Annotated in this window: 20 protein-coding genes and 3 pseudogenes; 20 read left to right on the top strand and 3 right to left on the bottom strand. The window is 59.1% G+C overall.

All coding sequences use genetic code 11. The features are described 5' to 3' along the window. Positions 1-174: 174 nt before the first annotated feature. Positions 175-789, bottom strand: a complete 615-nt coding sequence (locus tag P0D73_RS43510; RefSeq protein WP_408183180.1) for a tyrosine-type recombinase/integrase — start codon at positions 787-789, stop codon at positions 175-177. Positions 790-1303: 514 nt separating this feature from the next. On the opposite strand from P0D73_RS43510, the gene P0D73_RS43505 reads away from it, so the two are divergent. From P0D73_RS43505 to P0D73_RS43485, 5 genes are all read left to right on the top strand, one after another. Beyond that, positions 1304-2890, top strand: a complete 1587-nt coding sequence (locus tag P0D73_RS43505; protein WP_408183181.1) for a recombinase family protein — start codon at positions 1304-1306, stop codon at positions 2888-2890. A gap of 5 nt (positions 2891-2895) precedes the next feature. Continuing rightward, positions 2896-3207, top strand: a complete 312-nt coding sequence (locus P0D73_RS43500; RefSeq protein WP_408435946.1) for a hypothetical protein — start codon at positions 2896-2898, stop codon at positions 3205-3207. Then, the gene (locus P0D73_RS43495; protein ID WP_408183184.1) at positions 3204-3770 is read left to right on the top strand and encodes a plasmid partitioning protein RepB C-terminal domain-containing protein; all 567 of its coding nucleotides are present in this window, start codon (positions 3204-3206) and stop codon (positions 3768-3770) included. The genes P0D73_RS43500 and P0D73_RS43495 overlap by 4 nt, the downstream gene beginning before the upstream one ends. Positions 3771-4050: 280 nt before the next feature. After that, positions 4051-4323, top strand: coding sequence for a hypothetical protein (locus P0D73_RS43490; protein WP_106307971.1), 273 nt, complete (start codon positions 4051-4053; stop codon positions 4321-4323). A gap of 284 nt (positions 4324-4607) precedes the next feature. Further along, positions 4608-5003 (top strand): hypothetical protein, encoded by a 396-nt coding sequence (locus tag P0D73_RS43485; protein WP_408183185.1) that lies wholly within the window; start codon positions 4608-4610, stop codon positions 5001-5003. Between the two features lie 572 nt (positions 5004-5575). Here the strand turns inward: P0D73_RS43485 and P0D73_RS43480 are convergent. After that, positions 5576-8791, bottom strand: coding sequence for a CHAT domain-containing tetratricopeptide repeat protein (locus P0D73_RS43480; RefSeq protein WP_408183186.1), 3216 nt, complete (start codon positions 8789-8791; stop codon positions 5576-5578). Positions 8792-9025: 234 nt separating this feature from the next. Between P0D73_RS43480 and P0D73_RS43475 the strand changes: the two genes are divergently transcribed. From P0D73_RS43475 to P0D73_RS43420, 12 genes and pseudogenes are all read left to right on the top strand, one after another. Beyond that, positions 9026-9826: a CHAP domain-containing protein gene (locus P0D73_RS43475; RefSeq protein ID WP_408435943.1), complete on the top strand. Its 801-nt coding sequence runs from the start codon at positions 9026-9028 to the stop codon at positions 9824-9826. 626 nt (positions 9827-10452) lie between these two features. Then, a complete protein-coding gene (locus P0D73_RS43470) occupies positions 10453-12000 on the top strand; it encodes an amidohydrolase family protein (protein WP_408183189.1) in 1548 nt (515 codons plus the stop codon). 326 nt (positions 12001-12326) lie between these two features. Further along, positions 12327-14219, top strand: coding sequence for a S41 family peptidase (locus P0D73_RS43465; RefSeq protein WP_408183190.1), 1893 nt, complete (start codon positions 12327-12329; stop codon positions 14217-14219). 283 nt (positions 14220-14502) lie between these two features. Then, positions 14503-15027 (top strand): uracil-DNA glycosylase family protein, encoded by a 525-nt coding sequence (locus P0D73_RS43460; protein WP_408435940.1) that lies wholly within the window; start codon positions 14503-14505, stop codon positions 15025-15027. Positions 15028-15186: 159 nt separating this feature from the next. Continuing rightward, positions 15187-15402 (top strand): annotated as a pseudogene (locus P0D73_RS43455) (transposase domain-containing protein); the annotation flags it as partial. A 59-nt stretch (positions 15403-15461) separates the two neighbouring features. Next, positions 15462-15773: a transposase gene (locus P0D73_RS43450; RefSeq protein ID WP_408183192.1), complete on the top strand. Its 312-nt coding sequence runs from the start codon at positions 15462-15464 to the stop codon at positions 15771-15773. Between the two features lie 190 nt (positions 15774-15963). Further along, on the top strand, positions 15964-18471 hold the full coding sequence (ligD, locus tag P0D73_RS43445) for a DNA ligase D (protein ID WP_408435948.1): 2508 nt from the start codon (positions 15964-15966) through the stop codon (positions 18469-18471). A 157-nt stretch (positions 18472-18628) separates the two neighbouring features. Further along, positions 18629-19576: a non-homologous end joining protein Ku gene (gene ku, locus P0D73_RS43440; protein WP_408435938.1), complete on the top strand. Its 948-nt coding sequence runs from the start codon at positions 18629-18631 to the stop codon at positions 19574-19576. After that, positions 19573-20415 (top strand): tetratricopeptide repeat protein, encoded by an 843-nt coding sequence (locus tag P0D73_RS43435; RefSeq protein WP_408183468.1) that lies wholly within the window; start codon positions 19573-19575, stop codon positions 20413-20415. The genes ku and P0D73_RS43435 overlap by 4 nt, the downstream gene beginning before the upstream one ends. A gap of 108 nt (positions 20416-20523) precedes the next feature. Then, positions 20524-20808 (top strand): annotated as a pseudogene (locus tag P0D73_RS43430) (phosphohydrolase); the annotation flags it as partial. Positions 20809-21231: 423 nt separating this feature from the next. Next, positions 21232-21511 (top strand): annotated as a pseudogene (locus P0D73_RS43425) (type I restriction enzyme endonuclease domain-containing protein); the annotation flags it as partial. A 379-nt stretch (positions 21512-21890) separates the two neighbouring features. After that, complete coding sequence (locus P0D73_RS43420) at positions 21891-23018, top strand: VIT1/CCC1 transporter family protein (protein WP_408183469.1); 1128 nt, start codon at positions 21891-21893, stop codon at positions 23016-23018. Positions 23019-23329: 311 nt separating this feature from the next. Here P0D73_RS43420 and P0D73_RS43415 read toward each other — a convergent pair whose 3' ends face one another. Further along, positions 23330-23539 (bottom strand): hypothetical protein, encoded by a 210-nt coding sequence (locus P0D73_RS43415; RefSeq protein WP_408183470.1) that lies wholly within the window; start codon positions 23537-23539, stop codon positions 23330-23332. A gap of 147 nt (positions 23540-23686) precedes the next feature. Between P0D73_RS43415 and imuA the strand changes: the two genes are divergently transcribed. From imuA to P0D73_RS43400, 3 genes are all read left to right on the top strand, one after another. Then, a complete protein-coding gene (gene imuA / locus P0D73_RS43410; protein WP_408183471.1) occupies positions 23687-24394 on the top strand; it encodes a translesion DNA synthesis-associated protein ImuA in 708 nt (235 codons plus the stop codon). After that, complete coding sequence (locus tag P0D73_RS43405) at positions 24324-25793, top strand: Y-family DNA polymerase (protein ID WP_408183472.1); 1470 nt, start codon at positions 24324-24326, stop codon at positions 25791-25793. The genes imuA and P0D73_RS43405 overlap by 71 nt, the downstream gene beginning before the upstream one ends. Before the next feature lie 6 nt (positions 25794-25799). Then, positions 25800-26600 (top strand): PHP domain-containing protein (locus P0D73_RS43400; RefSeq protein WP_408435934.1); only part of this gene is annotated, 801 nt, incomplete at its 3' end.

The raw sequence follows: 26600 nt of genomic DNA, 5'->3' as shown, positions 1-26600 counted from the left end.
CTACTCGTAGCTGGTCGGGCCAGTCTCCGTTGCCAACCAGCCATTCGGGTGACGGCTTGGAAGGATCGGTAAGCAGCAACGATTGGTCGCAGTTTCGAGCGAATGAAAGTTCACCAGAAAGCTGCCGCACGATACCGAACATAGCGTCGTTTCGCGCGGCCTGTGCCCGACGCGTTAGATTTCAGTCTGTTCCGAAATCTCGAGCGCGTCGTCGACTTCAATGCCAAGATACCTGATCGTGCTTTCAATCTTGCTATGGCCGAGCAACAGTTGGACGGCCCTCAGGTTCTTCGTGCGCTTGTAAATCAGGGTTGCTTTGGTGCGGCGCATCGAATGCGTGCCGTAGGCTGTCGGATCAAGCCCCGCAGTTTCCACCCATCGACGTATCATCCGGGCATATTGTCGGGTGGAGAGATGAGGCGATGCGGACAACCGACTGGCGAAGAGAAATCTATCCGGCCTTAGGGCTGCCTTCTCCAGCCAAGCGCCGACAGCCTTCCTGGTAGGTTCGGTCAGTTCGAACTGGACAGGGCGTTGTGTCTTTCGCTGAACGACCTGCGCCCGCGACAAGACATGATTGCCGTGCGTAACATCGCGGACTCGAAGACTGACAAGATCACAACCACGTAGTTTGCTGTCGATTGCAAGGTTGAACAGTGCGAGATCGCGAACAGCATGAGCGTTCTGGAGATAGATCCGGATAGCCCAGACATCTTTGAGTTTCAGCGGTGGCTTCTGGCCGACCAGTTTGCCTTTGTTCCACGCCTCACGGGTTTGTTCGGTTTTCATGACAGACTCCCACAGGGATGATGGGAGTTCGATTGTGATGTCGGATCTTCACGCGCGGTTTTGCGTGGATTTGCGAGAGGCTCACAGGCGGCTAACGGTTGCCACTATGCCTCGAAGCCGTCAAACGAACCACTGGTTTGCATCAGAATGCTGCTCAATAACATACCGGTAAATTTCGGCCGTTGCTGGCGTTGAGACGCGCTGGGTTCTACTTCAGCACTGTGACAGATTGCTGACCGCGGCGGCATCGAGCAGACGGACGGCGGCTCCCTGCATCAATGAACTCACACTCCCGATTAAGCTTATTCGACGCCTACCAACATGCGCAAAGGCACCGTCATACTCCTGCGGGCCGGTGGCAGGCATCGAATAGCCGTTAACGACCCGGGCGCTTTGCAAGTCGACAGATCAACCGATTTCGGTTGTCCAGCGCCAGTTCGGTCGCCATAGCGATGCTCCGTCTTGACTTTGACCGGAAAAGCGCTAGCACTAATGTGTGAGCACTGGAAATATCATGCCTTCCGCGCGGACGCGCCGTACCCAGCCCGCTGCGCCCGTTCGCGCCGCGCAGTACATCCGCATGTCCACCGACCACCAGGAGTACTCACCTGTATTCCAGCGCGAAGCGATCGCACGATATGCCGCCGCGCACGGTATCCGGGTTGTGCGGGACTATGAAGATTCTGCGATCAGTGGACTGACGCTGCGTGAACGCCCAGCACTGATCCAGCTATTGATCGACGTGGAGAATCCGGCGCGCAGATTCACGAGCGTACTGGTGTACGACGTCAGTCGCTGGGGACGCTTCCAGGATGTCGATGAAAGTGCGTTCTACGAATACACCTGTCGCCGCGCCGGTGTCGACGTCATCTATGTCGCCGAGCCGTTCGAGAACGATAGCAGCCCTGCCACATCGATACTGAAGGCACTCAAGCGGGCGATGGCCGGCGAATTCAGTCGCGAGATGTCACGTAAGGTCTTTCTCGGGCACTGCCTGAACGTCCGGCGTGGTTTTCATGCGGGTGGCCCCCCCGGGATCGGATTGCAGCGCATTCTGGTCGGCCGGGATAACAGCGAGCGTCGGTGCCTCGCTCCGCGTGAATACAAAAGCGTACAGACTGACCGCATCATCATCGCGCCGGGGCCGCCAGGCGATGTCGCACTGGTCCGCAAGATTTACGAATGGTACGCAACGCAACCGGTCAGCGCGGCGGCGATCGCGCGGCGCCTGAACAGCTTTGGAATAGTCAACGGTGCTGGCCGCACCTGGCAAGGCGCCAACATACTGGACATCCTGCGCAACGAAAAGTACATCGGCACCAATGTCTACAGCCGGACGACCTCGAAACTCGACCGTGGCTGGGAGCAGTTGCCGCGGGAGGAGTGGATCCGCATTCCGGACGCGTTCGAGCCGGTCGTCGACCGGCGCATCTTTGCCGCTGTTCAGCAGAAAATGGCACGCGTCGGACGTAGACCAACACGAAACGAGATTATTGAAGGCCTACGCAAGGTGGTCACGAGAGCAGGCAGACTCAATCAGGCAACACTGAGGCATTACCGGAGTGCGCCGTCTGTTGAACAGGTAATGCGCGAATTCGGGAGTCTGTATGAGGCATACAGGATCATTGGATACCCGCCGAACCTGAATCCCGAGCGGTCCGAAAACCGGTACGTCGAGCACCTGATGGAGCGGCGCGTTGCTGATGGGACGACCGACAAGCTGCGGGAGCTGGGTCATCAGGTCCGGTATGAGAAACACACGGGGACGCTGTGCATCGACGGCGCACTACGGTTGCAACTGGTTATCCGGAGCCCGTGGCTGGTCCAGGGACATTTGCCTTACTGGATCGCCCGCTGGCCCGATTGCTTTGCGATTGACTTTCTCGTATACGGCCGCATTGAGCGCGCAGGCAAGGAACTGCTCGACTTTCACATTCTCCCCCAGGGTAGTCTGCCGAAGGGCGAATTCACCGTGCTGTACCGGTACGGCCAGTCTCATTTCGAGCCGTACCGGCATCCCGATCTTGCATCACTGATCGAGCTTGCCGCCAACGTGCCGCTGGAAGTATTGCCGGCGACGTGCCACCCTGCTACGAAGTAATCGTTATGCGAAAAGATCATCCGCGCACCGCAATCTGTCCTGTCGAAGAGGATGTCGCGTCCGGTTGCGACGCGTCGACCCGCGCGAAATCCCGATCCTCGCCGCAGATCAAGGCCCGGAAAGTCCTTATGCTGGAGCGAGCGCGCCAACAGATGGCGATCCGGCAGATGGAGGCCATCCGGGTCGAGCGGGTCATTGTGGGCGACGTGCTGGTGGAACTCCTGTCTGATCCGGCGTTCGTCGCACTCCTGCGATCGCAGGGAATTGTCACCATGCCCCGACGCCTTCGCGATAACCTTGAAGGTCGCTCACCGTGACCCACGCCCGTCCTGCCCGATATGTTGCGCGATCCGACAGACAGTCCGCGGATCGCGCGTGTCCGCCTGGAATCTGCCCAGAGGCAGCCGACCAGTTGACCGGGTACAGACTGCCTGAACGGACCCTTACCGCGCTAACTCGGATGGTGCCATCCCGCCAGGTCGCTGTGGCCAGCGTGATGGTGCGGCAAAACAACTGCAGCGGCGATTTTGCGCGCGCGCTACTGGCGGCGACGCCCGCTGGCCTTCGGGCGGATGATCCACGGGGACGGCAGTCTGATCGCGACGGTGTGCGACGTCTGGCGGCCATGGAGCGTGGGCTCATCAGGGCGCAACTTGCCGCGCAGGAGCTGGCGGCAGGGTATTACGATGACCTGTTCCTGCTCGCGCTGACTGCCAGTTTTGTGGGGAGCTGGATGCGCAATGACGTGGTGAGGTTGTGGCTGCAGTCGCGATATCCCGGTAACGCGGTCACCCTCGGGCGGATGGCATCGCGATCGGAATGCGCAAGGCATGCAAAACGGCCGATGAAGCTTGCTTATACCCCGGTCAGTGCAGGATGACGACCGGTCCGCAGCCAGTAGGTCGGGTCCCGCCATCACCTGCGGTAAAGGAGTCCAACACTGGCACGCGTGCAGTGTGCAGGCAGTGCGGATCACCGGACATTCCCGCGGGGAGGGTGCGGCGCATGCGCCAACTGGTGCTATCACACCTCCGTCGCACTCAGGCGTCGCTGTGCCGTTTATGCAACATGTGACGCGCTGGCGTTTTTTGACAGACAGCCGTTCCGGACTTTGATAGCCTTTGTCGTGGCCGGGCACCCGACGACAGGAGGGCTTCACCATGCTGCGATGGCTTGCAAACTGGGCTTCACATCACGCGCCCACTCCCGAGAAACAGGCGGAACGTGCACTTAATGACCTGCGCATGGAACTGTTCCAGGCTGAGCAGCATGTGCTCGATGCACAGCTACGCGTTGATTACTATCGGGCCCGGCTGACCTTTCTGGAGGAGGTGGCCAGTAAAGGCATTGAGCAGGTCTCCGACGAGCGCAAAGGCCTGCAGGAACCGTCGCCGGCATTGAGGCCCGGACTGAAACTGACCGCGGCGCAATAGTGTTCCGGCTCGCACCGCTGTGCGCTATGCCAGGATGCGAAAACGGGCCTCTGTAGCAGACTGCATAGGCGGGGTCGTGGCCGCGCAACGGTCAGCACGAGCGATGCTCCCGACGGGAGGTGCGTTCACACGCACGGTGGCAAAGAACGGTTCAACGCCATCGTCCAGCGCATTCAATGCAGACGAACCCCATGCAGACTGAGCGGTGAGACCTGACCATCCGGCAAACGGCACCAGGTGGCGCCCATCACCGCGGCGGCCGGTTTTCGCCGCACGTCCCGACCATGCGCCACCTGACGGCAGGTTACAGATCCGAAACGTCGTTCGACATGTCACTCCCTGAGAAGCTCGATGATGAGGCACGCGCTGAACTCCTCTGCTACCTGGTGATTGGGGAACTTGTCGCAATGGCGCGAACCGGCAGCTGGTTACGCACGGATCACCTGGTCGAGTCTTCGCGTATCTGGCTGAAAGCGAATGGAACGACATGTCATTGGCAGGATCGGATTGCGCTGGCGGCCGCAGCCGCCGAACTGGCGCCGGGCATCCTTCGAACTTTCCCGCTAACTACGGAGCGGTCGCTGACACCGCTCTTCGAAGATGGATGGAGGCTCGACTACCGGTCGCCGATCGTTTGCGACATCCACCGGATCTGTGTCAGATTCGTTGCACAAAAGTAGCGCACTGCGTCGAGCAAGTTTCGGTTTTACCCTGCAATACGCGCTGTCCTGCGCCAGTCAACTTAGCGTCGGCAGCGGAAAGCCATTGCTGACTCGCCCGTGTGAGCCGAAAATTCGCCCTCCAATTTCCGGGTGTCGCGACGACCTGCCGCTCGGTGAGCAGAGAGCCTCGTTGTTGGAACGCCTGCAGCCCCCGGAACCCGACGAACGAACTACGCGCACAATTCGGCCTTAGCCGACATTGAGACGCGCTGGGTTCTACGTCAGCAATGTGGCGGCGGATTGCTGACAGTGGCAGCATCGAGCAGACGGACGGCAACTGTCCACATTAGCGAACTCACACTCCCGACCCTGATCGGACTGTCGACCGCCCGGAACATCAATGACTCTTCCCGAAGTAGAGTGGACCTTCATTGGTCGAATTCCACGGAAGGTTGTCTGTCAAACCAAAGCCGTCAATCGGTTTGATAGAACGAATGTCCCGTTAAGAAGCGTCCCCTGACCACTCGCGTAGAAGGAGTAATCTCGGTTTTTGACAACGACCATTCGCGGTAACGCATGAAGTTGTCGAATTAAGATTCATCTCCGATTAACGAGAACGCCGCCCAGAACGCCGGGTGGCGATAGCGACCGCCCGGGCTGCGCATGACATCCATAGCCGCAGCGCGGAGTGCCTCCGCGCGGGTCAGTTGCTGATGCTCGCGTTGCTGACGAAACACCCCTGTGGTCAAGAGCCGCGCGGAAACAGTCTCGACCGCCCAATTTGACACCAGCAGGCTCCTCGATCCAGCGAACATGAACGCTCGACCGAGACCTGAGACCGCTTCTGAGCCAATGCCATCTCCGCTCGCGGTGTTACATGCAGAGAGCACGACCCAATCAGCGTTAAGTTTCAGTGCAAGGATATCGTCCAAACCTAGAAGCCCGCTGCCACTTTCGTTCACCAATACCGGGTTGGAAAGAACTAGGGCAGGTTCATCGAGGCCGACGATATCCCCTGGTGCGACGCCGTGAGTTGCAAATGCTACGACGCGATAACGCGATAAATCGGATCGCTTTACATTGCCAACCGTAGCTCGCGGGCCGAGAAATACGTCGCGCTCTGGCAGAGCGCCCGCAATAGCAGCGATTTCGTTTAGCTCGTCGGCGGTGTCCGGCAGAGGCGGCAAGCGAGAATAGATCGACGAGAGTAGTCCGGGATCGTCTGGGGAATTCGTTCGTGTCGACGGATCTGTGTCGGACTGAACGACGGGCGCGGCGAGACGCCGGACGGCGAGTGGACCAATGGGTTCCTCGTCATCCAAGCTTGTCGGCGACACCGTTACCGCTTGATTGAGCGAACGAGTCTGACCCTCGGCATCATGTACTTCTGCGACAAAAACCGGGTTGCCGAATCCCACAAACGGAAGTCTTTGGGACACGTATGCGGTCGTCGTTCGGAGCGTAACCAGTGCATTCGCGGAAGGATATTGTGCTATCGCCACCTTGCGAAGTAGCCAAGGCATCTGCTCATAGTTCGGACGGGTATCAACTGGTACCGCGCTGACAGGTTCGGTTAGTAGCAACCCGAGCGGCAACTGTCCGAGCGCACCGCTGGGCACCACGCTAAGTACACGGGCGGTCGCCCAGGAATGTTCGTCAGGTGCCAGCAGCAATGTATAGAGACGCAGAGCGTCCGCACTATCAAAGCGCTTGAGGCGTCCGTCTCGAAGGTCGACGCTATGTCGAATCGCTCTGACCAGCCGGACGACCTCCTCGCGCCCGAGCACGATTGTTCTAAAAAGCACCAATTCCTGGGTGATCGTCCATACGTAGCTGCGGCGTTCACCCACGTAAATCGAGACCACCACCTCGCCTAGGCGCAATGCCCTTTGGACGTCAGTAGCCTTCGTCGGCACTGGATCGATGAGATTGCTGTACGCGGGGAAACTCCGAATAAGCTCGGCTCTGATTGCTGCACTACTTGTATTCGCTTCAGCCACTTGGCGCTCAAGCGTCACCATATTCCTGTTTTTTTCCTCGGCTGACGCCGTATTGCTCAGGCGTTCGAGCAGCCTGTCGAGTGATTGCGCGCGGTGTTCAGCATCTTGCTCATCGCGTGCGAGCTTCGCGAGCCTGTCATCAGGAAGATTTGCACGCGCGGCGCTAGAGGTAACGGCACGCTGAACGCTTGAATTACGCGCCGCATCTGCCACTGCGAATGCTTCATTCGCGGCGTCAATATTTTCGAGGGTGAGGCCGTCTTCACGAACTCGCGATAGTGCATCGAGATAAGCCTCATAAATCGCGCGGAGCCGAAACTGGCGCACAAACCCGCCGTCGCTGTCGGGGTTCTCTGCATCGAGCGAAGGTTTGATTAGGACCGGCATTGCGATCGCGAACTGCGCTAGCGCCGCGTCGTTTTTTCCCTGGTCAACAAGGGCGATTCCCAGATAACCGTGTAAATACGCTAACGACAGGTGGGTACTGTAGCCACGCCGTTCGCGGGCCTGCAGCATGTTTTTGAGCAATCGTTCGGCAGCTTCGGAGCGGCCGGTTCGTATCAAGGCGAGCGCCCAATCAATATTGCCCGATCCAATCATGGAGAATTGTTCCGGGTTCAGACGGAGGTCGATGTCACGCAACTTGAATACGTCGACTGCGTCGCTCCAACGCCCTTGAAGCGAAAAAGTGAGTCCGGTCCAAGCTCGCAAGCGTCCGAGAGCACGTGAATACGGCTCTATTTGGGCCGCTTGCAATGATTTGGTAGCGCGATCGAACAGTGCGCTAGCCTGGTCAACATTTTCTTGACGGAGACGAATCTGCCCGAGCAACGAAAGCGCGTTGCTGGCTTCAAGCGTGTTGGCGCCGGACTGCGCGAGCGTGTCGGTTAATCCAACGCGAGCAAACAATGCTGCCTCGCCTAGCTTACCGGTCGAGGCGAGCGCAGATGCGAGTTGGCGCTCTCGTTGAGCGGTGTGCTCAGCCGCGGCGCGTACTTGAGCGCTGTCGGGCGCGTGCAGCTTCCTTTGCTCGCGGAGAAAGGCTTGCTGTTCATCAAGTGACTGACGCGACAGCGCCTCGGCCTCCCTGTAGCGTCCCTCCGCCATGGCGATTCGCGCTTCCATCTCGTGCAGCGTCGCCATAAGATCGTTCTGACGCCGCAACCATGACTTCATTCTCTTCAGATCAGGAAGAGTAGCCTGTGCATCGGCGAGAGCACGTTTCGAATCATCGAGCCGACCGAGTTGCAAATACGAGCTAGCGAGCTTTGAGTTGAGTAATAACAATCGTCCAACGCTCTTTGAGTCGAGTTCGGCGATCGCCCGTTCCAGATACTCGATCTCAGCGGCTAGATTCCCCGATGCACGATATGCGGCCGATAAGTCACTACGAATCCGCCACTGTTCGCATTCGTCGGTTTGCACCTGACCGGTCGCCGCCCCGTATGCTTGGTTGAGGTCAGCGATCGCACCGGAGTAATGTCCAAGGGCATACTTTGCAATGCCCCGCTTCTGGAAGAAATCACATAGTTGTGCGGCGGTCGCGCCAGTAGGTGGGGTTGCGTGCGCCCTCGCCTCTAGTTCGGAGGTGACTGGTACTAGAGCGTCAATCGCGAACTCAGCGTCGGCGGAGCCTTGCGCCCGAATGACAGTCGACGCCGACATGCTCACGGCAAAAGTCGCCGCCGCAAGCAAGCATTTTAGAATACGCGAGCGGATGGGAATAGTTTGCGGAAATGCGAAATCGGTTGAGCCTCCGCAGAAGACGCAGTGCTTGAAAATCCAACTAAGCTCGAACGGTTTCATGATCTAACGCCTGGCGAATTGGTGCGGGTGCCCCGGCGGAAAATAACTACTTCCTAAATCGGCTTTGGCCACCTGTGAAAATCAGAGTCAAAGCAAAGTTGTAGATTGCGAAGAGCGGAGCCAATTAACCCTCACAGACAGTACGTATTATTCGCACTATAGTCTATGTCGAGCAGGGCGCTCCGAAAGCCGTTGTATCCGGCTTTCGCGGGTAATGCCGACTTAAAGGAGCGCATGATGAACAATAGAATGGTGTCCAAACATCGTCGCAATTTCTTCGTCACGTTCGGTCTCGCCGCTATCGGGGCCGTGCTCCCGTCCTCGGTGTACCCAAACAGCGGACTTACCCGCGAGGGTCAGCAAGGTGATCCAGACCTTCCTAGAGAGTTTCTGGAATTCGATCGTGAGACGATTATGGGCGAAAGTTATTCCACAAGGGGTCTATTCGAGGCGACGCCACCTAATTTCGGAAGCCTGCTAGTTAGTGAAGCGCAGCTGTGGGAAGGGCGAAACAGAAGGGACAATCCTGATTCGATTGCCGCGTTGCTGAACCTGTTTGATCTCCCACCGGCTCTGAACAGCCGGCCGGTGCCGTTCTGTGCTGTCGGCGTGTCGTATGTGGCTGCGATGGTATACGCAAAGGCCGTTGCACTGAGGGCGTCGAAAGATGGAACGAAGGCCGACCCGTCAAAAACGTTGCACAACTACCTCGCCGAGCTTGAACATTCGCATTTTCTGCCAACGCCCTCGGTAAATGACATGTTCTTGGTTGCACAAGGAAAGCATCGTTGGGTCTCAAGCGCCGATGTACCACGTCCCAAAGCTGGTTGGCTCGTCGTCTACAGTTGGAAAGGCGGCGCGCCTGACCATGTCGGCATTGTTAAGTCGGCGGGAGCTGATTCCATCGAGACCATTGAGTTCAATACCTCGCCCTCTCACAAAACCACGGCAGCCGAGCGGGAAGGCGGCTATGTCGCTAGCAGAACTAGGGCTTATCCGAGCAAGTTCGTTAAAGGTTTTATCCGCACAACGTAGCATTGAGCCGCAGGGGTCGATGGCAATTGCCGCTTCGAATTGCGCAAGGGCCATTCTTAAGAGTCTTAGATACATGCCGTTCGACGATTCGACGGAACAATCGCGAATTTCACGCTTCGTCCCCCCAACTTGAAGTCAGCGTCCGCTGGTGGGCTCCTTCCGGCTCGAGGCCTATGCCGGTCCATAGTGATGCGTTCTAGCAGACTCCGGACAAGTCCTGAGCAGGGTTCATCCGCGCTCCCTGGAACCGACATTGCGAAGCGCCGGAGTTAGGATGGCGTGAGCGGCGAGTATAGTCGACGATGCAACTGAAACGATCGGTCCTAACAGGGGAGCCGATTTTTGATCGGCGAGTCAGAGCGCGCCGCTTCCGTCGATCTCTACCGGGAGCGCCGCCATCGGCACGACACGTCCAAGGCTGCGCTCTGGATCACTGGAAATGGCACGGACGACGTTGATGTTCGTTCTGGAATCCGCTACAACTAAAAATCCGGGTCCTGGTACCGGTCAAACCGAAGATCCGCACATGGCTAATTGGCATCAACAATCAGGGACAAGCCGCGCGGTTGAGTCAGCAAGCTTTCTCGAAATTTATTCGCTCGAAGCGTTTGGGCCAGGGAGGAGCTGTGAGTCTTGTGATCTCCGGTCGCATCGTTCCGCTCACTCTGAACGGCAACGTCTCATCATCCGAGAAGGACACCTTCCAGGGCAAAGTGTGGATAGGCGATGACGGCCGAATAGAGCGCGTGACTCGTGGTAACGCATCTGCCCCGCGGAATGGCTTTGACAAGGCTGCCGTGGTCGACGTGGGAAGCAGTCTTGTGCTACCGGGCTTCGTCGATCTTCATAGCCATCTCGCATACGCGACCTTACCTCTCTGGACTGAGCCCGGTCGGACAAAGCCTTTTCTGCACCACGACTCCTGGCCGTCGGCCAGCACGTACGCTGGCGATATCACCTGGCCGGCCTATGCGTTCATTGAATCGGCACCCCATGAGCTCCTCGCCTATGCCGAGGTGCGAGCGCTGGTTGGCGGCACAACCAGCATTCACGGGTCGCCGCCAAAGAATCGTCCGCTGGACGGTTGGATGGTCCGCAATGTCGAGGACGAGACCTTTGGCGGGAGCGTTTCATTGAACCGGGTACTGACATCGACGTTGACTCTCAAGCCGGAGGTTCTTGCGACACGGTCCGCTCAGATGAAAGCAGGAGCCAGCTTCATCTATCACTGTGCCGAAGGCCAAGCGAACTCCATAGTCGAAAGCGAGTACCAAAGCGCACGTAAGTGCGGCTGCCTGCAACGGGGGTTCGTCGCCATCCACACGAATGCGCTTAACCCGGATGACTACGACGCGTGGACCGAGCCTGGCACGATCGTCTGGTCGCCGTTTTCGAACCTCTGGCTTTATGGAAGCACAACGGACGTTCCCTCTGCACTGGCACGGAAAATTCCTGTGTGCATCGGCTCTGACTGGGGACCTTCGGGAACGCGCAATCTCCTTGGTGAGATCAAAGTCGCCAGACTGGTGAGCAAGAGCAAGGGATGGAGGCTTACTCCCTTCGACCTCGTGCGCATGATCACCTGCATCCCCGGGGACGCTCTCGTCGGGCCTTGGGCAGTCCAGGCTGGACGCCTCCAGCCAGAAGCACTCGGAGATGTGGTGGTAATCAAGGCCGACCAGGCCGAAGATGCGTTTGCAAGGGTACTCGCCGCAACGGAGAAAGACGTACAGATGGTAGTAATCGGCGGCCGCCCGCTGTACGGAAACCCGGGCCTCATGAAGGCTGCAAAGGCGACGTTCCCTTCGAACCTGAAGATCGCGGGAGCAAAGCGAACCTTGTCGATGGCGAAGTTGGAGGACCGGTCGCAGCCTTGGACCTTCTCGGAGGTCCTGGCCCGGATGGAACAGGTCCGGGCCAATCCGAAGAAGGAGATCGACGCTGCCAAGAATGCGTTTGCCGCAGGCCGATTGACGGACACCGTTCCTCGTTTGCGACTGGCCCTCGACATGCCATTGGGGAAAGTGCCCATCGGCGGCCTGCCCAAGGACCTCGGCGAAGTTGTCGTTCCACTGATTCAGCCGCTCGAGCATGACGCAGCTTTCTTCGCGTCCATCAAGGGGCGAGGGTTCCACGGTGGCTTGCTTGATGGACTTGGCAAGTTCTATTCGTGACGAGATGAACCGGATGCGCAACTCATCGATCGCTGTGGATCGGCGGCAACAACGGCGGAGCCTTCACCATACCAGAAGTATGGCTGGCGCATCCGAAGGATGCTGAGCGAGCCGCTGCAACCGGCAGGGGCGACGAACGTTCGATCTGGACGTGATCGCGTCGGCCACACAAAATGGCAACTTACAGGAGGCTGGTCGTCAATAGCTTGTGCAGGTTGATGAATCCATGATGGGAAAATTGGCTGGGTACAAGTTTGCAGCCCGATTCTGCCCACGACATGCGAAACATCGCCCCGCACACCAGGAGGCGTCCTTCTAACACAACCATGGCGACCAAGACACCGTCGTTATTGAAGGCACAGACGGGTGTGCTTCTGAGCGAGTGGGCAGGCCTTCTGAAGGTTAGCCACGCAAAGCTTCCGGTGGCGTCCGATGGTCACCTGGATGCTTCCGATCGGGAAGTTGTGGTCGATGCCCTGCTGACAGCCATCGAAGGCGCGTACTGTCATCTGCATCAAAAGCGTGCCGGATATGCGAATGATCCGGTACAAGCGCTCCAGTTGCTGCGCACGCATGCAGCAGACATGAGCGAGGCGGAGTTCCACATGGCCGTGACCGGCATCATCGTCGACCTGCGTGATGCCCATACCATATACGCCGGACCGAAGTCACTCGCCGGCGCAGTCGCGCAGTTGCCCTTCCTGGTCGAGGCGTACGGCTCGACCGATGCTCCATCCTTCCTTGTGACGAAGGTCGGACACATCAAGCTCATCAAGGACCCTAGGTTCAAGCCAGGCGTGCTCCTGGAGACCTGGAACGGCATGCCATTTGGGCGCGCTGTCGCTATCCATGCAAATCGGGAAACGGGCGGGCGGCCAGATGCACGGCTAGCCCGCGCTCTCGAGTCACTGACGTTCCGGTCTTTGCAGTATGGACCTCCTCCCGACGAGATGTGGGTGGACATCGGCTTTCGTGACGGCGCCAGAAGGCCGCTGCGAGAGGTACGCATACCTTGGCGGATCGTTTGGCCGGGGAGCCCCGCAACCGGTGTACGCCTTGGGGCTCACGCTGCGCTTCGCGTTGCTGTGAGCCCAGCGGCCGAGCAGGTTCGGCGGGGTAAGAAGCTGATGTTTTCCGGCAAGCAGTGGAGGGCCGAGAATCAACGGCGAGAGATGGCGAGAGAGCCTGGATGGCTCAAAACACGCTTTCCGGACGCCCTGTCCGCCAAGCGGTTCCGCACGAAGGCGCTCGGCGACATTGGCTACCTACGTATCTGGACCTTCGATGTCGAGAACCACGAAGCCTTTGTCGACGAGGTGACGCGTCTGGTAGAGCAACTGCCCGCCGTAGGTCTCATCGTCGACGTCCGCGGCAATCCTGGAGGTCTCATTTGGGCGGCAGAGCGCATGCTTCAGCTGTTCACGCCGAACAAGGTGTCGCCGACGCGGTTTAGCCTGGTGGCCACGCCTCTGACCCGTGCAATGGCACGGAGCGCTTTCAATCGCATGGAGCTTGAACCGTGGATCACCTCTCTAGAGTCGGCCATCTCGACTGGCGAGGCGTACTCCCAAGCGCTCCCCATCACCGACCCGTCCTGGTGCGATGACGTGGGTCAGCGGTACGGCGGTCCAGTCGTTTGCGTGGCCGACGCCAACACGTATTCTTCGGGCGACCTCTTTTGTGCGGGCTTCGTCGACAACGAAATTGGGCCGCTCGTGTGCGTAGGCCAAGCCACGGGTGCCGGCGGTGCCAACGTCTGGACAAGCCAGGACCTGACCGATGCACTGGAAGGCACTGAGTTCGAGCTTCCTCGGCTTCCAGACGGCGTGAGCTTCACAATGGCATTTCGGCGGGCAGCGCGCTGCGGAGACTCGGCCGGCGTGCCCATCGAAGACTTGGGGATCGCTGGTATTCCGTATGCAATGACCCGTCGCGATGTTCTGGACGGCAATGCAGACCTTGTCGCCTACTGTGCACAGTTGCTGGCAGGCGCGCCGCAATCAAGCTTGCACGTGGCACTCAGGAAGTCCGAAGTGACGGTTACGACGACCGGATTAGATGAGCTCGAGGTATACGTCGACGGCAGACCAGTTGAAGCAGCGCGTTCGATCACGGACGAAGTTTTGAACCTCCCTCGTCCTACGACGGGCAAGACACTCGAACTTGTATGTCGTAAGGCCGGCGTCGTGGTTCAGCGCCGCAGGCTCGCGATCGAGTAGATTCAGGAGGCAAATATGACGACACTGTTCTGTCCCGGATATTCGCATGAGCCGTTTCGCTCACTCGTCGAAGTGTATCCCGGCACTTCTGTCTATCCCTCCAACGCCTTTCGGGTAGAGTGGGGCCCAATCTTCCATCGTGGACGGTTGGACGGGACAGCTCGGGTACTGGTTCTTGGCCAGGATCCGGCGCAGCACGAGACCATTGCCAGGCGCATCCTGATGGGCACGGCCGGGCGACGGGTACAGGGTTTCTTGACTCGGGATAGACAACAGCTACGTGATGATCAACACGTTTATCTATAGCGTCTATGGCCAGCAAGGCGGTGCGCACCACATCGATGACGCTGCCATAACGGATTATCGAAATAGTTGGCTGAAGGCCATCCTGGACGGGAGTCAGGTCAAGGCAGTCGTGGCCTTTGGCTCTTTCGCGGACAAGGCCTGGAAGAAGTGGCTCGCATCAGCCGACGCCGCCGGGCGTCCGACGCTTGCATACCAGAAACTTCCACATCCAACATCGCCAGAGGCGGGCGGCGGAGACGTTGCTGCTGCTACCAAGACGATGCTGAAGGCATACAACGCCGGCCTTACCGCGCTGGCGCCCGCCATCGCTCCGGCGGACCAGCCAGGGGCGATTGCGCCCTATGGAGATGCCTTCACGCCGACTGACCAACCGGCAATCCCGCAACGAGACCTGCCTGCCGGTTCGCCGGTGTGGATGGGAACCACGAACGAGTGGGCGGTCCGGGAGGGCTCGACTGCGACCGACAAGCGTTTGAACATAAGGGTAACGGCGTCTCCTTGACGCCATGAAAGGCGTAGACGCCAATAAACCTCTGACTCCTGTACAAACGGCGCGATGTGATAAAGCGGCGCCTTGGTGACGGATTTGCGCCCATTTTGACCGCCATGAGATGAGTGAGCAGACCTGGGCCCGGTAGGCCGCGATCGATAGGACAGCTGGGAAAGCGACGGCGAACGCGGCGCCGCGATCTACACGTTGATCGCCATCGCCAAACTTGACGACCTCGATCCTGGGGCTTATCTGCGCTACGTTATCTAACACATTGCCGAGCATCCGGTCAATCGCGTGAGCGATCTCCTGCCGTGGGCCGTCCCTGATCAGTTGCCACCTACACAGCGTAAGCATCTGATTTGTACCGTTCCCCGCCTTCCGTAGAAGATGCAATCATCGGCTGCGACGGACACGAGTGACGACTCTGCCCACAAACAGCGAGAATGGACACAGTGACTCAGACAGTCGAGTTACCCGCGAGGCGCCAGAACCGACGGCATGCATTGGAACGGAAACGATTGGTCGTCGAGCAGACGTTAGAACCCGGTGACTCGGTCGCACGGGTCGCCCGCGACAACAACGTCAACTCCAATCAGGTGTGGGCTAGGCGCAAACTGTACGCTCATGGTCTGTTGGTCGAAGATGCGCGCGCAGAGACCATGGTGCCTGTCGTCGTCGATGTACAGTCCGATCGACCCGCGGCCCATGCGCCGGAGGCGCCGGCGCCCCCGGTGGCTACAAAACGGCAGCATTGAACTTCAGTATGGCAATACATCGGTCCGGATAGCCGCACTGCACAACGAATAGAATCAACCACTTTTGGCCTTCGAACTATGGGCAGATGGAAGTCTGGCCGCCGCCATGGCGCTGCGACGAAAACCTGTGCATCGAGGGCTAGCCGGCGCGGAAACTTACCTCGATTTTGGGCGTTCTTCGACTACAACCATGGTCACGACTCGCAGGGCGGCGTCTCCACCTCTCAGCCGCTACCAGAAAATGCGGGATTTCGGAGCTACGCCCGAACCTGCACCATCGACCCACGCCACAAGCAGGTCAGCGGGCCGTGGTTTCGTCGTTCAGAAGCACTGGGCGAGTCGCCTTCACTACGATTTCCGGCTTGAGCTGGATGGCGTGCTGGTTTCGTGGGCTTTACCCAAGGGGCTCTGCTACGACCCAAAGGAAAAACGGATAGCCATCCGCGTGGAGGACCATCCGCCGGAGTACGCTACATTCGAAGGAACGATTCCACCTAAGCAGTACGGCGCTGGCACCGTAATAGTCTGGGACCGCGGGACGTGGGAGCCAGTCGGTGACCCCAGAAAAGCATTGGTTGCCGGCAAGCTGATGTTTCAACTCCATGGCGAAAAGCTCGCTGGTCTGTGGGAACTGGTCAGGATTTCGAAGCCGGAAGACAAGCAAGACCAGTGGATGCTGTTCAAGAAGCGAGACGAGTGGGCGCAAGCGCTGGCGAAATACGACGTCATCAGGGCGCTCCCCGACAGCGTCATCACGAAGCCGCTCGGGCTGCTCGAAGAGCGGGAGCGGAAAGTCGTGCGGCCGGTGCGCAAGGGCATCCAGGAACTAGACCTGTCTGCCGCCACGAGCGCGCCGCTCCCCGCCAAACTCGAACCGCAGCGCGCGACGCTGGCTTCGTCGCTACCAACGAGCGGGGACTGGATAGTCGAGTCGAAACTGGACGGTTACAGAATGCTCGCCCGCGTCGACAAGGGGCGCGTGAGGCTGGTCACAAGCGGCGGCCACGACTGGACGAAGAAGCTCCCAAGTCTGGCTGCAGAAGTTGCAAACCTTCCAGTCTCCAGTGGCTGGCTTGACGGCGAAATTGTCGTGCTGAGCAACGGGCTGCCAGATTTCGGCGCTCTTCAGAACGCTATAGATGGCGCCACGAACCAGGAAATTATTTATTTTCTGTTCGACCTCCCGTACTTCGATGGGAAGGACCTCAGGAACGTCCCACTGTGGGCGCGGCGCGGCCTGCTTTCACACCTCCTCAAGGATGGGGGCGACCGCATACGGTTCAGTCAGGACTTTGACGCTCCGGTGGCCCAGATATTTGAGGCGGCGGCTGGGCTCGGTCTCGAAGGCCTGATGTTGAAACGTCGCGACGCAGTATATGAGTCAGGAAGAACCCAGACATGGTTGAAGGCAAAGTGCCGGCTGCGACAGGAACTGGTTGTCTGCGGCTTCACCACTAGAGGCGGCAAGGACGGAGAAGTCGGCAGCCTCCTGCTCGGATACTATGTGGGCAATCAGCTTCACGACGCCGGCAGCGTCGGTACCGGTTGGAACGCCCGTACTGGCCGGGACCTATGGATGCGCCTGACGCCGCTTGAGCTGGATGCATCTCCGTTTGACGTAGCCGTATCGAAGCCCAGCCGCTGGTCGAGGCGTGCGGCGGACACCGAGCGCTGGGTTCGGCCTGAGCTCGTTGCCGAAGTCGAATTTGCCGAGTGGACCGCGGAAGGTGTCGTGCGTCAAGCGTCGTTCAAGGGTCTGCGCGTCGACAAGCCCGCGCGCCTTGTTGTCCGGGAAGCCGGTGAGACTCTGACGCCAGCGCCCGCCTCTCATGTGAAGGTCACGCATCCTGAGCGTATCGTCGACCCGACAAGCGGCGTCACCAAGCTGGACCTGATTCGGTATTACGAAAGTGTTGCCCAATGGATGCTTCCGCACCTGAAGGACCGGCCGCTGGCCATGGTCCGCGCGCCCACTGGCATCTCTGGTCAGCTGTTTTTCCAGAAACACGCTGAAAAGACAGCCATGCCGGGCCTGAAAGCCCATGACCGCGATTTGTGGCTGAATCACCCGCCGCTACTTACAGTCGATACTGCGGACGCACTGGTGTCCGCGGCCCAGATGAATGTCGTTGAGTTTCACACCTGGAATTCCACCGTCCTGCAAATCGACAAACCCGACCGGGTCATCTTTGACCTCGACCCGGGCGAAGGGGTCAGATGGGAGCAGATTCAGGAGGCGGCTGTGCTTGTCCATGCGTTGCTGACGGAACTGGAGCTGAAGGACTGGCTGAAGACAAGTGGAGGCAAAGGACTGCATGTTGTCGTGCCGCTAACGCCCCGGCTGGACTACAAATCGGTGAAAGCATTCTCGCAGGCGTTCGTCCGGTATCTGGCGAAGACCATCCCCGACCGATTTTCGGCAACGTCGGGCGCCTCCAACAGAATTGGCAAAATCTATGTTGATTACCTGCGCAACGGCAAGGCGCAGACGACTGCCACGGCATTTTCTGCGCGGGCCCGCCCGGGAATGGGGGTGTCGATGCCAGTGTCGTGGGAGCAGTTGCCCGACCTGAAAAGCGGCGCGCACTGGACGGTGCAAACGGCGAGAGAGTATCTTAGCTTCCAGACGCAGGACCCGTGGGAAGAGTATTGGTCAACGCGCCAGTCACTGGCGTCAGCCGTAAAGCGCCTGCGCTAGGAAGTCCGTTCGGCTGAACACGGTCTCGGAAGTGCATGGCGAGAACCGTCGGCGACGGGCACAGCTCATGCTGTGCAACGCGAAGGGCTGTCCCCTCGAAGCGGATAGTGTGTAAGCAGCGCTGCGGCGGTTCGCCCGCCGCTATCAGGAGAATCACATGGCTGCCCGTTCCATTGCATCGCTGACGCTTTCCTTCGGTCTGGTATCCATACCGGTGAAGCTTTATTCAGCTACGGACAGCGCTGCTGGCGTTGGCTTCAATCTGCTGACGCCGGAAGGCGGCCGGGTCAAGCAGCAATACATATCCGAGGCTACTGGCGATGTCGTCGCCCGCGCTGACATGAAAAAAGGCTACGAATTCGAAAAGGGGCAGTTTGTCATTTTTGCTCCTGACGAATTGAAGGCGCTCGAGGAAGGGGCGAGCCACGTTGTCGAGATTGTTTCCTTCGTCCCGGAAAAGTCGGTGGACCCGCTCTACTATGACAAGGCGTACTTCATCACCCCGGACAAACGGGGAGGCAAACCCTATAGCCTGCTGCAACAGGCCATGCGAGAAAGCGAACGTTGCGCGCTGGCAAAATGGTCGTACAAGGGAAAGACCCGAATCGTTCAGATAAGGCCGGCGGAAGATGGGATGGTCTTTCAGCAATTGCTGTTTGCCGATGAGGTGCGGGCGCTGAGCGATTTGCACATCGAACAGGTGAGTGTCAGTGATACGGAGCTGAAGCTCGCCCTTCAAATCATCGACCAGGTGTCGGAAGACGCGTACGACCCGACTGCGTACGAAGACGAAGAGAAGAAACGAATTCTTGAAGCCATCGACCGGAAGATTGCTGGCAAACAGATTGTCTCTCCGGAGGCGCCAGCAGAGGAGTCCGGTGGCCAGGTGATTGACCTGATGGAAGCGCTGCGAGCAAGTCTGAGCACCAACAAGGCAAAGCGAGCCACACCTGCCAAATCGGTTGCAAAGACGGCTCCGGCAAAAAAGGCTTCGGCGGATGACGTTGAAGGACTGTCAGCCAAACCGCGACGCCCCGTCAAACGAGCCGCTCCGAGAGTCGACGTGAAAGATGCGCCGCCGGCAAAGGTTCGAGCTCGCAAGTGAACAGAAGAAATCTGTCACACGACTATTCGTTGCGAAGCCTCCAGTCCCTGCTGGGCGTTTCGCGCAGAGTTCTGTCTGGACTGATTGACGCGGGCTTTGTTCATCCCGCGCGTGGTCGGCGAAACGAACTCCGATTCTCGTTCCAGGATGTCGTGGTCCTTCGCACCGCATTTCAATTGCAGTCGGCGAAGGTTTCATCGCGGAAAATTCTAAAGGCGCTTGCCAAGCTGAAAGCTGAACTCCCCGATGAGCTTCCGCTGTCTGGAATCCGAATCACATCTGTCGGCGAAACTGTAGCGGTCAGGTCAGGACAGTCCCAATGGGACGCTGCATCAGGCCAGCACCTGCTTGATTTCGAGGTTGCACCTATCCGAGGTGATGTAGCGTTTTTGGACTCGGCTCCGCGAAACCTGGCGAGTCGGGAAGAGCAGGCAGAAGAATGGTTCGCACTTGCCGAGCAGCTCACCGAAACAGATGCGGTGGGTGCGGAACAGGCCTACCGGAAAGTGCTTGAGCTTGCGCCATCACCGCATTACGACGCATATACCAATCTGGGCGTATTGCTATGCGAGGCGGAAACGCGTTGCGATGAGGCGTTGTCCATTTTCGATGGTGCACTCGAGCATTTTCCCGACGACGCGTTGCTTCACTTCAACCGCGCGGTCGTCCTGGAGGAACTGAAACGCTACGACGCGGCGGCAGCGGCCTATCAGCGATGCATAGAAATTGACCCGACGCATGCCGACGCTCACTTCAACCTTGCCCGGCTAAGCGAGATTCGTGGCGACAAGCAAGGTCTCGTTAGGCACCTGAGCGCCTATCGGCGGCTGGTCGGCTGAATTAGATTTGCCGGTCGGCAATAGGCGGCATGCCGCCGGTGAAAAAACCTTCATAAGTAATAGCGCCGCAGCATAAGCTACGGCGCTTGTCATTCAGAAGACCGAAGGCTAACTGACGACAAATCGCTGCCTAAGGCTGAACGCAAGCGTCGTCAGGTTGAGCATGCATCGACAATTAGCGGCCGAGCCAAATTGGTCAAGCTTGCCGACAAGATTTGCAATCTGCGCGATGTCGCTGGCAATCCGCCGGCAGATTGGCCGCTCGAGCGCCGACGGAAATATTTTGATTGGGCCAAGGCTGTAGTTGACCAGCTCCGTGGCGTGCATCCGGGCCTCGAAGCGTTGTTCGACGAGGTCTACCGTACGGGCAAGGAGTCACTGGCAGAGGCCTGACCAGGCAAGATTGAAGTCAGGTCCATTACTGGCTTCCAGGTTCTTGCACCAGAGGAGTGAGGAGGGTCTATGTGTGCCAAGGAAATGCAATCTCCACCGAGGTCGGCAAAACCGGTTGGGTTATTGATGCCGAGCATGTCTCGTGGCAAGTGCGGTTTCGTCCGTCGCATGGGTACTGGCGACATTGAAATCGAGCTATACGAGTTTGGTGCGCGGTCAGAGTACGAAGGTCCAACGGTTTTTATTGTGGGCACGCAAGATGTACCGGCGCTGGCCGAGCGGTTGGCGGTTGGTTTTGGTGGCCCGGTTCCAACAGTTGAGGCGCTGCCCGAGCACCTGTCGGAGTTTCTCGATGTCGAGAGCTTGGTTGATTGGCTGACCGCGACATCGGGTATTCGAGCAAAAGAGCGTGGTTTTCAACGGCTGACGGAAGACGAAATTCGCTTCTGTGATGCGCTCGCCACAACGAGTCAGCCGTCCGCGAGTTGACCGACGAGACGCTCAAGAAAATTGCACACGAACTCACCGAAAACCTGCGCCAGAACATCACTGTGGACTGGTCGGAGCGGGAGAGCGTGCGAGCCAGGCTGCGGCTGATGGTCAAGCGTATCCTTCGTAAATACAAATACCCGCCTGACCAGCAGGACGGCGCGGTGGAACTGTTCTGCAGCAAGCCCAGGCGCTCGGGGAGGCGTGGAGCTAGCAAGCCGCAACATTTCCCGAAGCGTTCCAGCGGTCGCTTCGGGAGTGTGATTTCACGACGTCAGGGTCAACCGCTCCCGATGATTCCTTGCCGACAACGAGTACGATTGCACCAGCCGCGAATCAGCACGTTCACCTCGAGGGTAACCTGACCGAAACATCATCGTGTTCATCCAGCGCAGTTACCAACATCGTGTCCTGACCAGTTCAACAGGGGCCTGCGCCGGTTTCTGCGAGACGGTGCGTCGGCGCGCGGACCCAAATCGGTATGAGAACCGTTAACGTTCTCGGTTAGGCCGCGTTTTAGGGGCTTTGTGATTCAGGTTTCCTGAATCAAATACGCTACGTGGTGGCGAACAAAAATAGGCAAGTACTTCACGATGGCATCCAAACACGAAATCAAGCGTTTCAGGGCAAACCTCTCTGATGAACTTCATAGTGCTGCGCTATACGAAACGCTTGCCAAGGTCGAGGAGGATGAAACCCGCAAGCAGGTCTACGGCGACCTGGCCAAATCAGAGCGTGACCATGCGCAGGTGTGGGCGGAAAAGCTGAGAGCCAACGGGGCCCGCCCGAAGGGAACCGGGCAGGCCGTCAAGACACGCCTGATGAAGACACTGGTCCGCTTGTTCGGCGCGGGTTTCGTATTGCCCACGCTTGCTGCGGCGGAGTACGCAGACCGGAACAAATATCTGGGGCAACCGGATGCGGGGCGCATGTCGGCCGACGAGCATCACCACGCCGCAGTGGTCCAGACGCTGGCTCATGGCGGAGACCCGGACATGTCGCAGGGCGCCCGTATTGCCGCAGCCGAGTCATGGCACAAGGGGGTGTCGTCGGGGAACGACCTGCGCGCAGCAGTACTCGGCGCGAACGATGGTCTCGTCTCCAATTTCTGTCTGATTATGGGCGTGGCGGGTGCGGGAACGGGCAACAAGGCAATCCTGCTGACAGGGCTTGCCGGGTTGATAGCCGGAGCGTGCTCAATGGCGCTGGGTGAATGGCTTTCGGTGACCAACGCCCGGGAGTTGGCTAGCACCCAGATTGCGAAAGAAGCCGACGAGTTGGAGACTTCGCCCGAGGCCGAAGAGCACGAGTTGGCGCTGATTTATCGCGCGAAAGGGCTCAAAGCCGATGAGGCGAAGCGCGTGGCATCGCAGATGATGCGCGACAAGGACAAGGCCCTTGATACGTTGACACGGGAGGAGCTTGGACTGGACCCGGCGGAGCTGGGCGGGAATCCGTGGTCGGCTGCTGGCGTCTCCTTCTGCCTGTTCTCGGTCGGTGCCATTTTCCCGGCGATGCCGTTCCTATGGACGCATGGACTCAGCGCCATCGCGCAATGTATCGTGCTGAGCGCTCTTGCTCTCGCGTCCATCGGAGTCTTCACATCACTCTTTAACGGACGAAGCGCGGCCTTCTCCGCATTGCGGCAGGTTGTCATCGGCCTTATCGCTGCAGCTTTCACGTTCGGCGTTGGGCGACTCCTGGGCGTGTCTGTTTCGTAGTGCGTGGCTACGCGCGTCTGCTATTCGTCGCTCTCTATCCAGGCGCGACACCACGCGATGCCAGCGTTCTCAGCATCCTCCTCCGTTCCGAAGTGTCCAAGGACTCCAGACACGTTGACGACTTTCGTATGGCGCGTGATTGGGCCGCTCCCAGCGAACCGTTCGGTCCGCGGGGTGTCTTCCTGTTGCAGGATGGCGTGACCCCATAGCGTGTATCCACGATATTTCTCAGTTTGCATCCGTCGACCTCTCAAGGTCCTCCATGCCGTGCACTGTGAATCATTCACTAACGCAAGCGGCTCGACAAGTATCTATTGCCTGAGGCGCCGCGTGTCAATTCCGGCCGTCTTCAACGCAGCGTCAATCATCCTCAACTCTTGGCCAAAATCAAGCGGCCATTCTTCGCCGTCGCACTGGACGGTCATGCCGTTGTGCATGGAAATAAGGCGACGCGCTTTAAACAAGGCATCGACAAGCTTTGATTCGCGTTCGGCCTCCCGAACCCAGTCATCTGCTCTCACGGTGGAACCTCCTCTGAGCAATGGAAGCAGGACATGAGGCCGAGCGATGTATGTCGCGCAGCCCATTTCTCCAAATATAAGTGACAGTTCACGCCTACGAATTTACGTGTAGGATACTGTATAAATATACAGGTTTTTCAGGTCCACATGTCGCGCACAACCGTCACGGCCGAAGAGATACATCCGTCCCTGTGGCGTGCGTCCCGGCTCGCGCGTGGCCGTGGGCGGGTCGTCGAGACTGGCTATCCGGCCCTGTCGGCGGAGCTTCCCGGTGGAGGCTGGCCGGTCGGAGCGCTCATCGACCTGATGGTCCAGCAAGCCGGGGTGGGTGAATTGCGACTGTTGCGCCCGGCGCTCAGTGGCTCGAGCGACCGCCCTGTGGCGTTCGTGCAGCCGCCACACTCCCCGGACGGACTTGGACTCAACTACATCGGACTTCCCATTGACCAGGTGCTGAGGGTGAAAGCGCAGAAGACCGCCGATGCGCTTTGGTCGGCTGAGCAGATTCTGCGGGCAGGCAGTTGCGGTGCGCTCATCTTCTGGGCGCAATACGCGCAGGCATCATCGCTGCGGCGCTTGCATCTGGCGGCGCAGTCATCCGAAACACTTTTCGTGATGGTCAGGCCCCTGGCAGCGGCACAGGACTCATCGCCCGCGCTTTTGCGGCTCGCTTTAAGACCATCCGCCGACGGTCTAACCGTTGACATTGTGAAACGACGAGGGCCAGCGCGCGCAGAGCCTCTGTCGATTCCCCTTCAACCCACTCCTGTATTGCTTTCCCGACATGCGCGTCTTTCTCGCCGTCCACTTGCCGAAGTTGCCGCTCGAGGTGTTCCGACCGAAGTGGTCATCTGAGCCCGCGCACGGAAGTGCTGTACTGGAGAAAGACAAAGTGGTCATCACAGACAGCACGGCTCGCGCAGCTGGCGTGCGCCTCGGGATGAAGCGCGGCGGAGTGCTGACACTGTCGCCGGAAACGGAGATGCATGAACGCGATGCGGCCAAGGAGGCCGCGGCACAGCGGGAGGTGGGCATCACCCTGATGCGGTTTTCACCTGAGGTCGCCTTGCTTGACGAAGCGACCGTCGTTGTTGAGGTCGGCGCGAGTCTGCGACTCTTCGGCGGCCTGCTTGCATTGTGCCGCGAAGCGAAAGCGGTCCTTGGGACGCTCGGACTTACAGCACGCATTAGCGCTGCGCCGACCGGCCAGGGTGGCTGGTTGCTTGCAAAATTCGGGAACCGGCGCGTGCTCAAGCTGGCATCGCTCGAGCAACGGCTATCCGCTTTGCCGATGATGTCGGTTCCTGAGGTTCGTCCGTTCGGAGACTGGTTCTCCGGACTTGGCTGCGAGACCATTGCTGACATTAGGCGTCTGCCGCGCGCCGGCCTGCAGCGGCGATGTGGTGAGCATCTGCTCGATTCGCTTGACCGCGCATTCGGTACGGCTCCCGAACTCTTTGACTGGCTCGAGCTGCCGCCCACGTTCTCCGCACGTATCGAAATGCCGGACCGCCTCGAGCATGCTGAAGGCGCAGTGTTCGGTGCGCATCGACTCATCGTGCAATTGTTTGGCTGGCTTTGCGCGAAGCAACTGGCCGTTACGGCCATCAAGCTGCTGCTCGAACATGAACGCGGGCGCGACGCTATCGAGCCGACGACCATCGACATCGCATTGGGTGAGCCGACCTGGAAGGAGGAGCATCTTGTCAGGCTACTCAAGGAGCGATTACACCGGATTGAGCTGGCAGCACCGGTCATCGCGCTCCGCCTCGATGCGTCCAAAGTCGAGTCCGCCGCGCCAGCTTCCGATACGCTATTCCCGGAGCCGGGAGGTTCGAAGGAAGACCACGCACGCCTTTTGGAGCTGCTTGTTGCGCGGCTTGGAGAGGACAATGTTCTTCGACCCGCGCCGACTGCCGACCATCGCCCGGAGGTCGCAAACCGTTGGGTGCCGGTGACGTTCAAGTCGAAGCAGGAAGCACTTCCGCTCGGTCTACCGAGACCAACCTGGATGCTGGACAGACCGGTGAGACTGCTGATGCGTCAGCATCGTCCCTTCTATGGTTCTCCACTGCGGATGGTGTCACCTGGCGAACGCATCGAGGCCGGTTGGTTTGATGGTGAGCTCGTGACGCGCGATTATTTCGTGGCGCAGGCGGAAGACCAGAGTTGCTATTGGATATATCGCGAGCGTGTCAGCAGCCGCGATGCGGAAGAGGAGCAGCGGTGGTTCCTTCACGGACTGTTCGGTTGATGCGTCATGGACACCACCTTCAATATCCTTCCGGCGTATGCCGAGCTCTTTTGTCTCTCGAATTTCAGCTTCCTGCATGGCGCTTCCCATGCCGAGGAACTGTCTGAGCGCGCGGCACAGCTCGGCTATTCGGCACTGGCTGTCACAGACGAATGTTCGCTAGCTGGTGTTGTGCGTGCGCACGTCGCAGCGAAGGAGACGAAGCTACCGTTTATCGTCGGCTCGTTCTTCCGGCTCGTCAACGCCGACGGGACGCCCGCATTCGGACTAATCCTCCTCGCCCAGAACCGCGAGGGATACGGAAACCTGTCTGAACTGATTACGCTCGCCCGCACCCGGGCAACCAAGGGCGAATATCGCCTGACGCCGCAGGACCTCTCCCGCCCCGAGAAGGAGTATCGGCACCTGCGTGGGATGCCAGATTGCCTTGCCATTCTCGTACCTGATTTTCCAGCCAACGAGGATGCCCTTACCGCGCAAGTCGAATGGCTGGACGATACCTTCACTGGCCGGGCCTGGGTAGGTTTGGTGCTTCACCAACGCGCCATGGACGACATTCACCGTGGCTCGGTCGAGTTCATCGCGCGCAACCTGGATGTACCCGTGGTAGCGCTGGGTCAAGTCGTCATGCATGTGCGCTCGCGCAAGCCACTTCAGGACACGATGACCGCCATCCGGGTCGGCAGGCCTGTACACGAATGCGGTTACGACCTGGCGCCAAATGCCGAGCAGCATCTGCGTTCAAGACTGCGACTCGCGAATCTGTACCCCGACGATGCGCTCGCAGCGACCGTCGATATCGCAAGT

The sequence above is a fragment of the Paraburkholderia sp. RL18-101-BIB-B genome, from assembly GCF_046026985.1.
Classification (GTDB): Bacteria; Pseudomonadota; Gammaproteobacteria; order Burkholderiales; family Burkholderiaceae; genus Paraburkholderia.
Note: the sequence above shows the minus strand (reverse complement) of the source record. Positions and strands in the feature narration are given on the sequence as shown.

What these genes read in the sequence shown, in the direction of transcription:
- P0D73_RS43510 (WP_408183180.1), bottom strand. Translation starts at nt 789, where the DNA reads ATGAAAACCGAACAAACCCGTGAGGCGTGGAACAAAGGCAAACTGGTC.
- P0D73_RS43505 (WP_408183181.1), top strand. Translation starts at nt 1,304, where the DNA reads ATGCCTTCCGCGCGGACGCGCCGTACCCAGCCCGCTGCGCCCGTTCGC.
- P0D73_RS43500 (WP_408435946.1), top strand. Translation starts at nt 2,896, where the DNA reads ATGCGAAAAGATCATCCGCGCACCGCAATCTGTCCTGTCGAAGAGGAT.
- P0D73_RS43490 (WP_106307971.1), top strand. Translation starts at nt 4,051, where the DNA reads ATGCTGCGATGGCTTGCAAACTGGGCTTCACATCACGCGCCCACTCCC.
- P0D73_RS43485 (WP_408183185.1), top strand. Translation starts at nt 4,608, where the DNA reads ATGCGCCACCTGACGGCAGGTTACAGATCCGAAACGTCGTTCGACATG.
- P0D73_RS43480 (WP_408183186.1), bottom strand. Translation starts at nt 8,791, where the DNA reads ATGAAACCGTTCGAGCTTAGTTGGATTTTCAAGCACTGCGTCTTCTGC.
- P0D73_RS43475 (WP_408435943.1), top strand. Translation starts at nt 9,026, where the DNA reads ATGATGAACAATAGAATGGTGTCCAAACATCGTCGCAATTTCTTCGTC.
- P0D73_RS43465 (WP_408183190.1), top strand. Translation starts at nt 12,327, where the DNA reads ATGGCGACCAAGACACCGTCGTTATTGAAGGCACAGACGGGTGTGCTT.
- P0D73_RS43460 (WP_408435940.1), top strand. Translation starts at nt 14,503, where the DNA reads ATGATCAACACGTTTATCTATAGCGTCTATGGCCAGCAAGGCGGTGCG.
- P0D73_RS43450 (WP_408183192.1), top strand. Translation starts at nt 15,462, where the DNA reads ATGGACACAGTGACTCAGACAGTCGAGTTACCCGCGAGGCGCCAGAAC.
- ligD (WP_408435948.1), top strand. Translation starts at nt 15,964, where the DNA reads ATGGTCACGACTCGCAGGGCGGCGTCTCCACCTCTCAGCCGCTACCAG.
- ku (WP_408435938.1), top strand. Translation starts at nt 18,629, where the DNA reads ATGGCTGCCCGTTCCATTGCATCGCTGACGCTTTCCTTCGGTCTGGTA.
- P0D73_RS43420 (WP_408183469.1), top strand. Translation starts at nt 21,891, where the DNA reads ATGGCATCCAAACACGAAATCAAGCGTTTCAGGGCAAACCTCTCTGAT.
- imuA (WP_408183471.1), top strand. Translation starts at nt 23,687, where the DNA reads ATGTCGCGCACAACCGTCACGGCCGAAGAGATACATCCGTCCCTGTGG.
- P0D73_RS43405 (WP_408183472.1), top strand. Translation starts at nt 24,324, where the DNA reads ATGCGCGTCTTTCTCGCCGTCCACTTGCCGAAGTTGCCGCTCGAGGTG.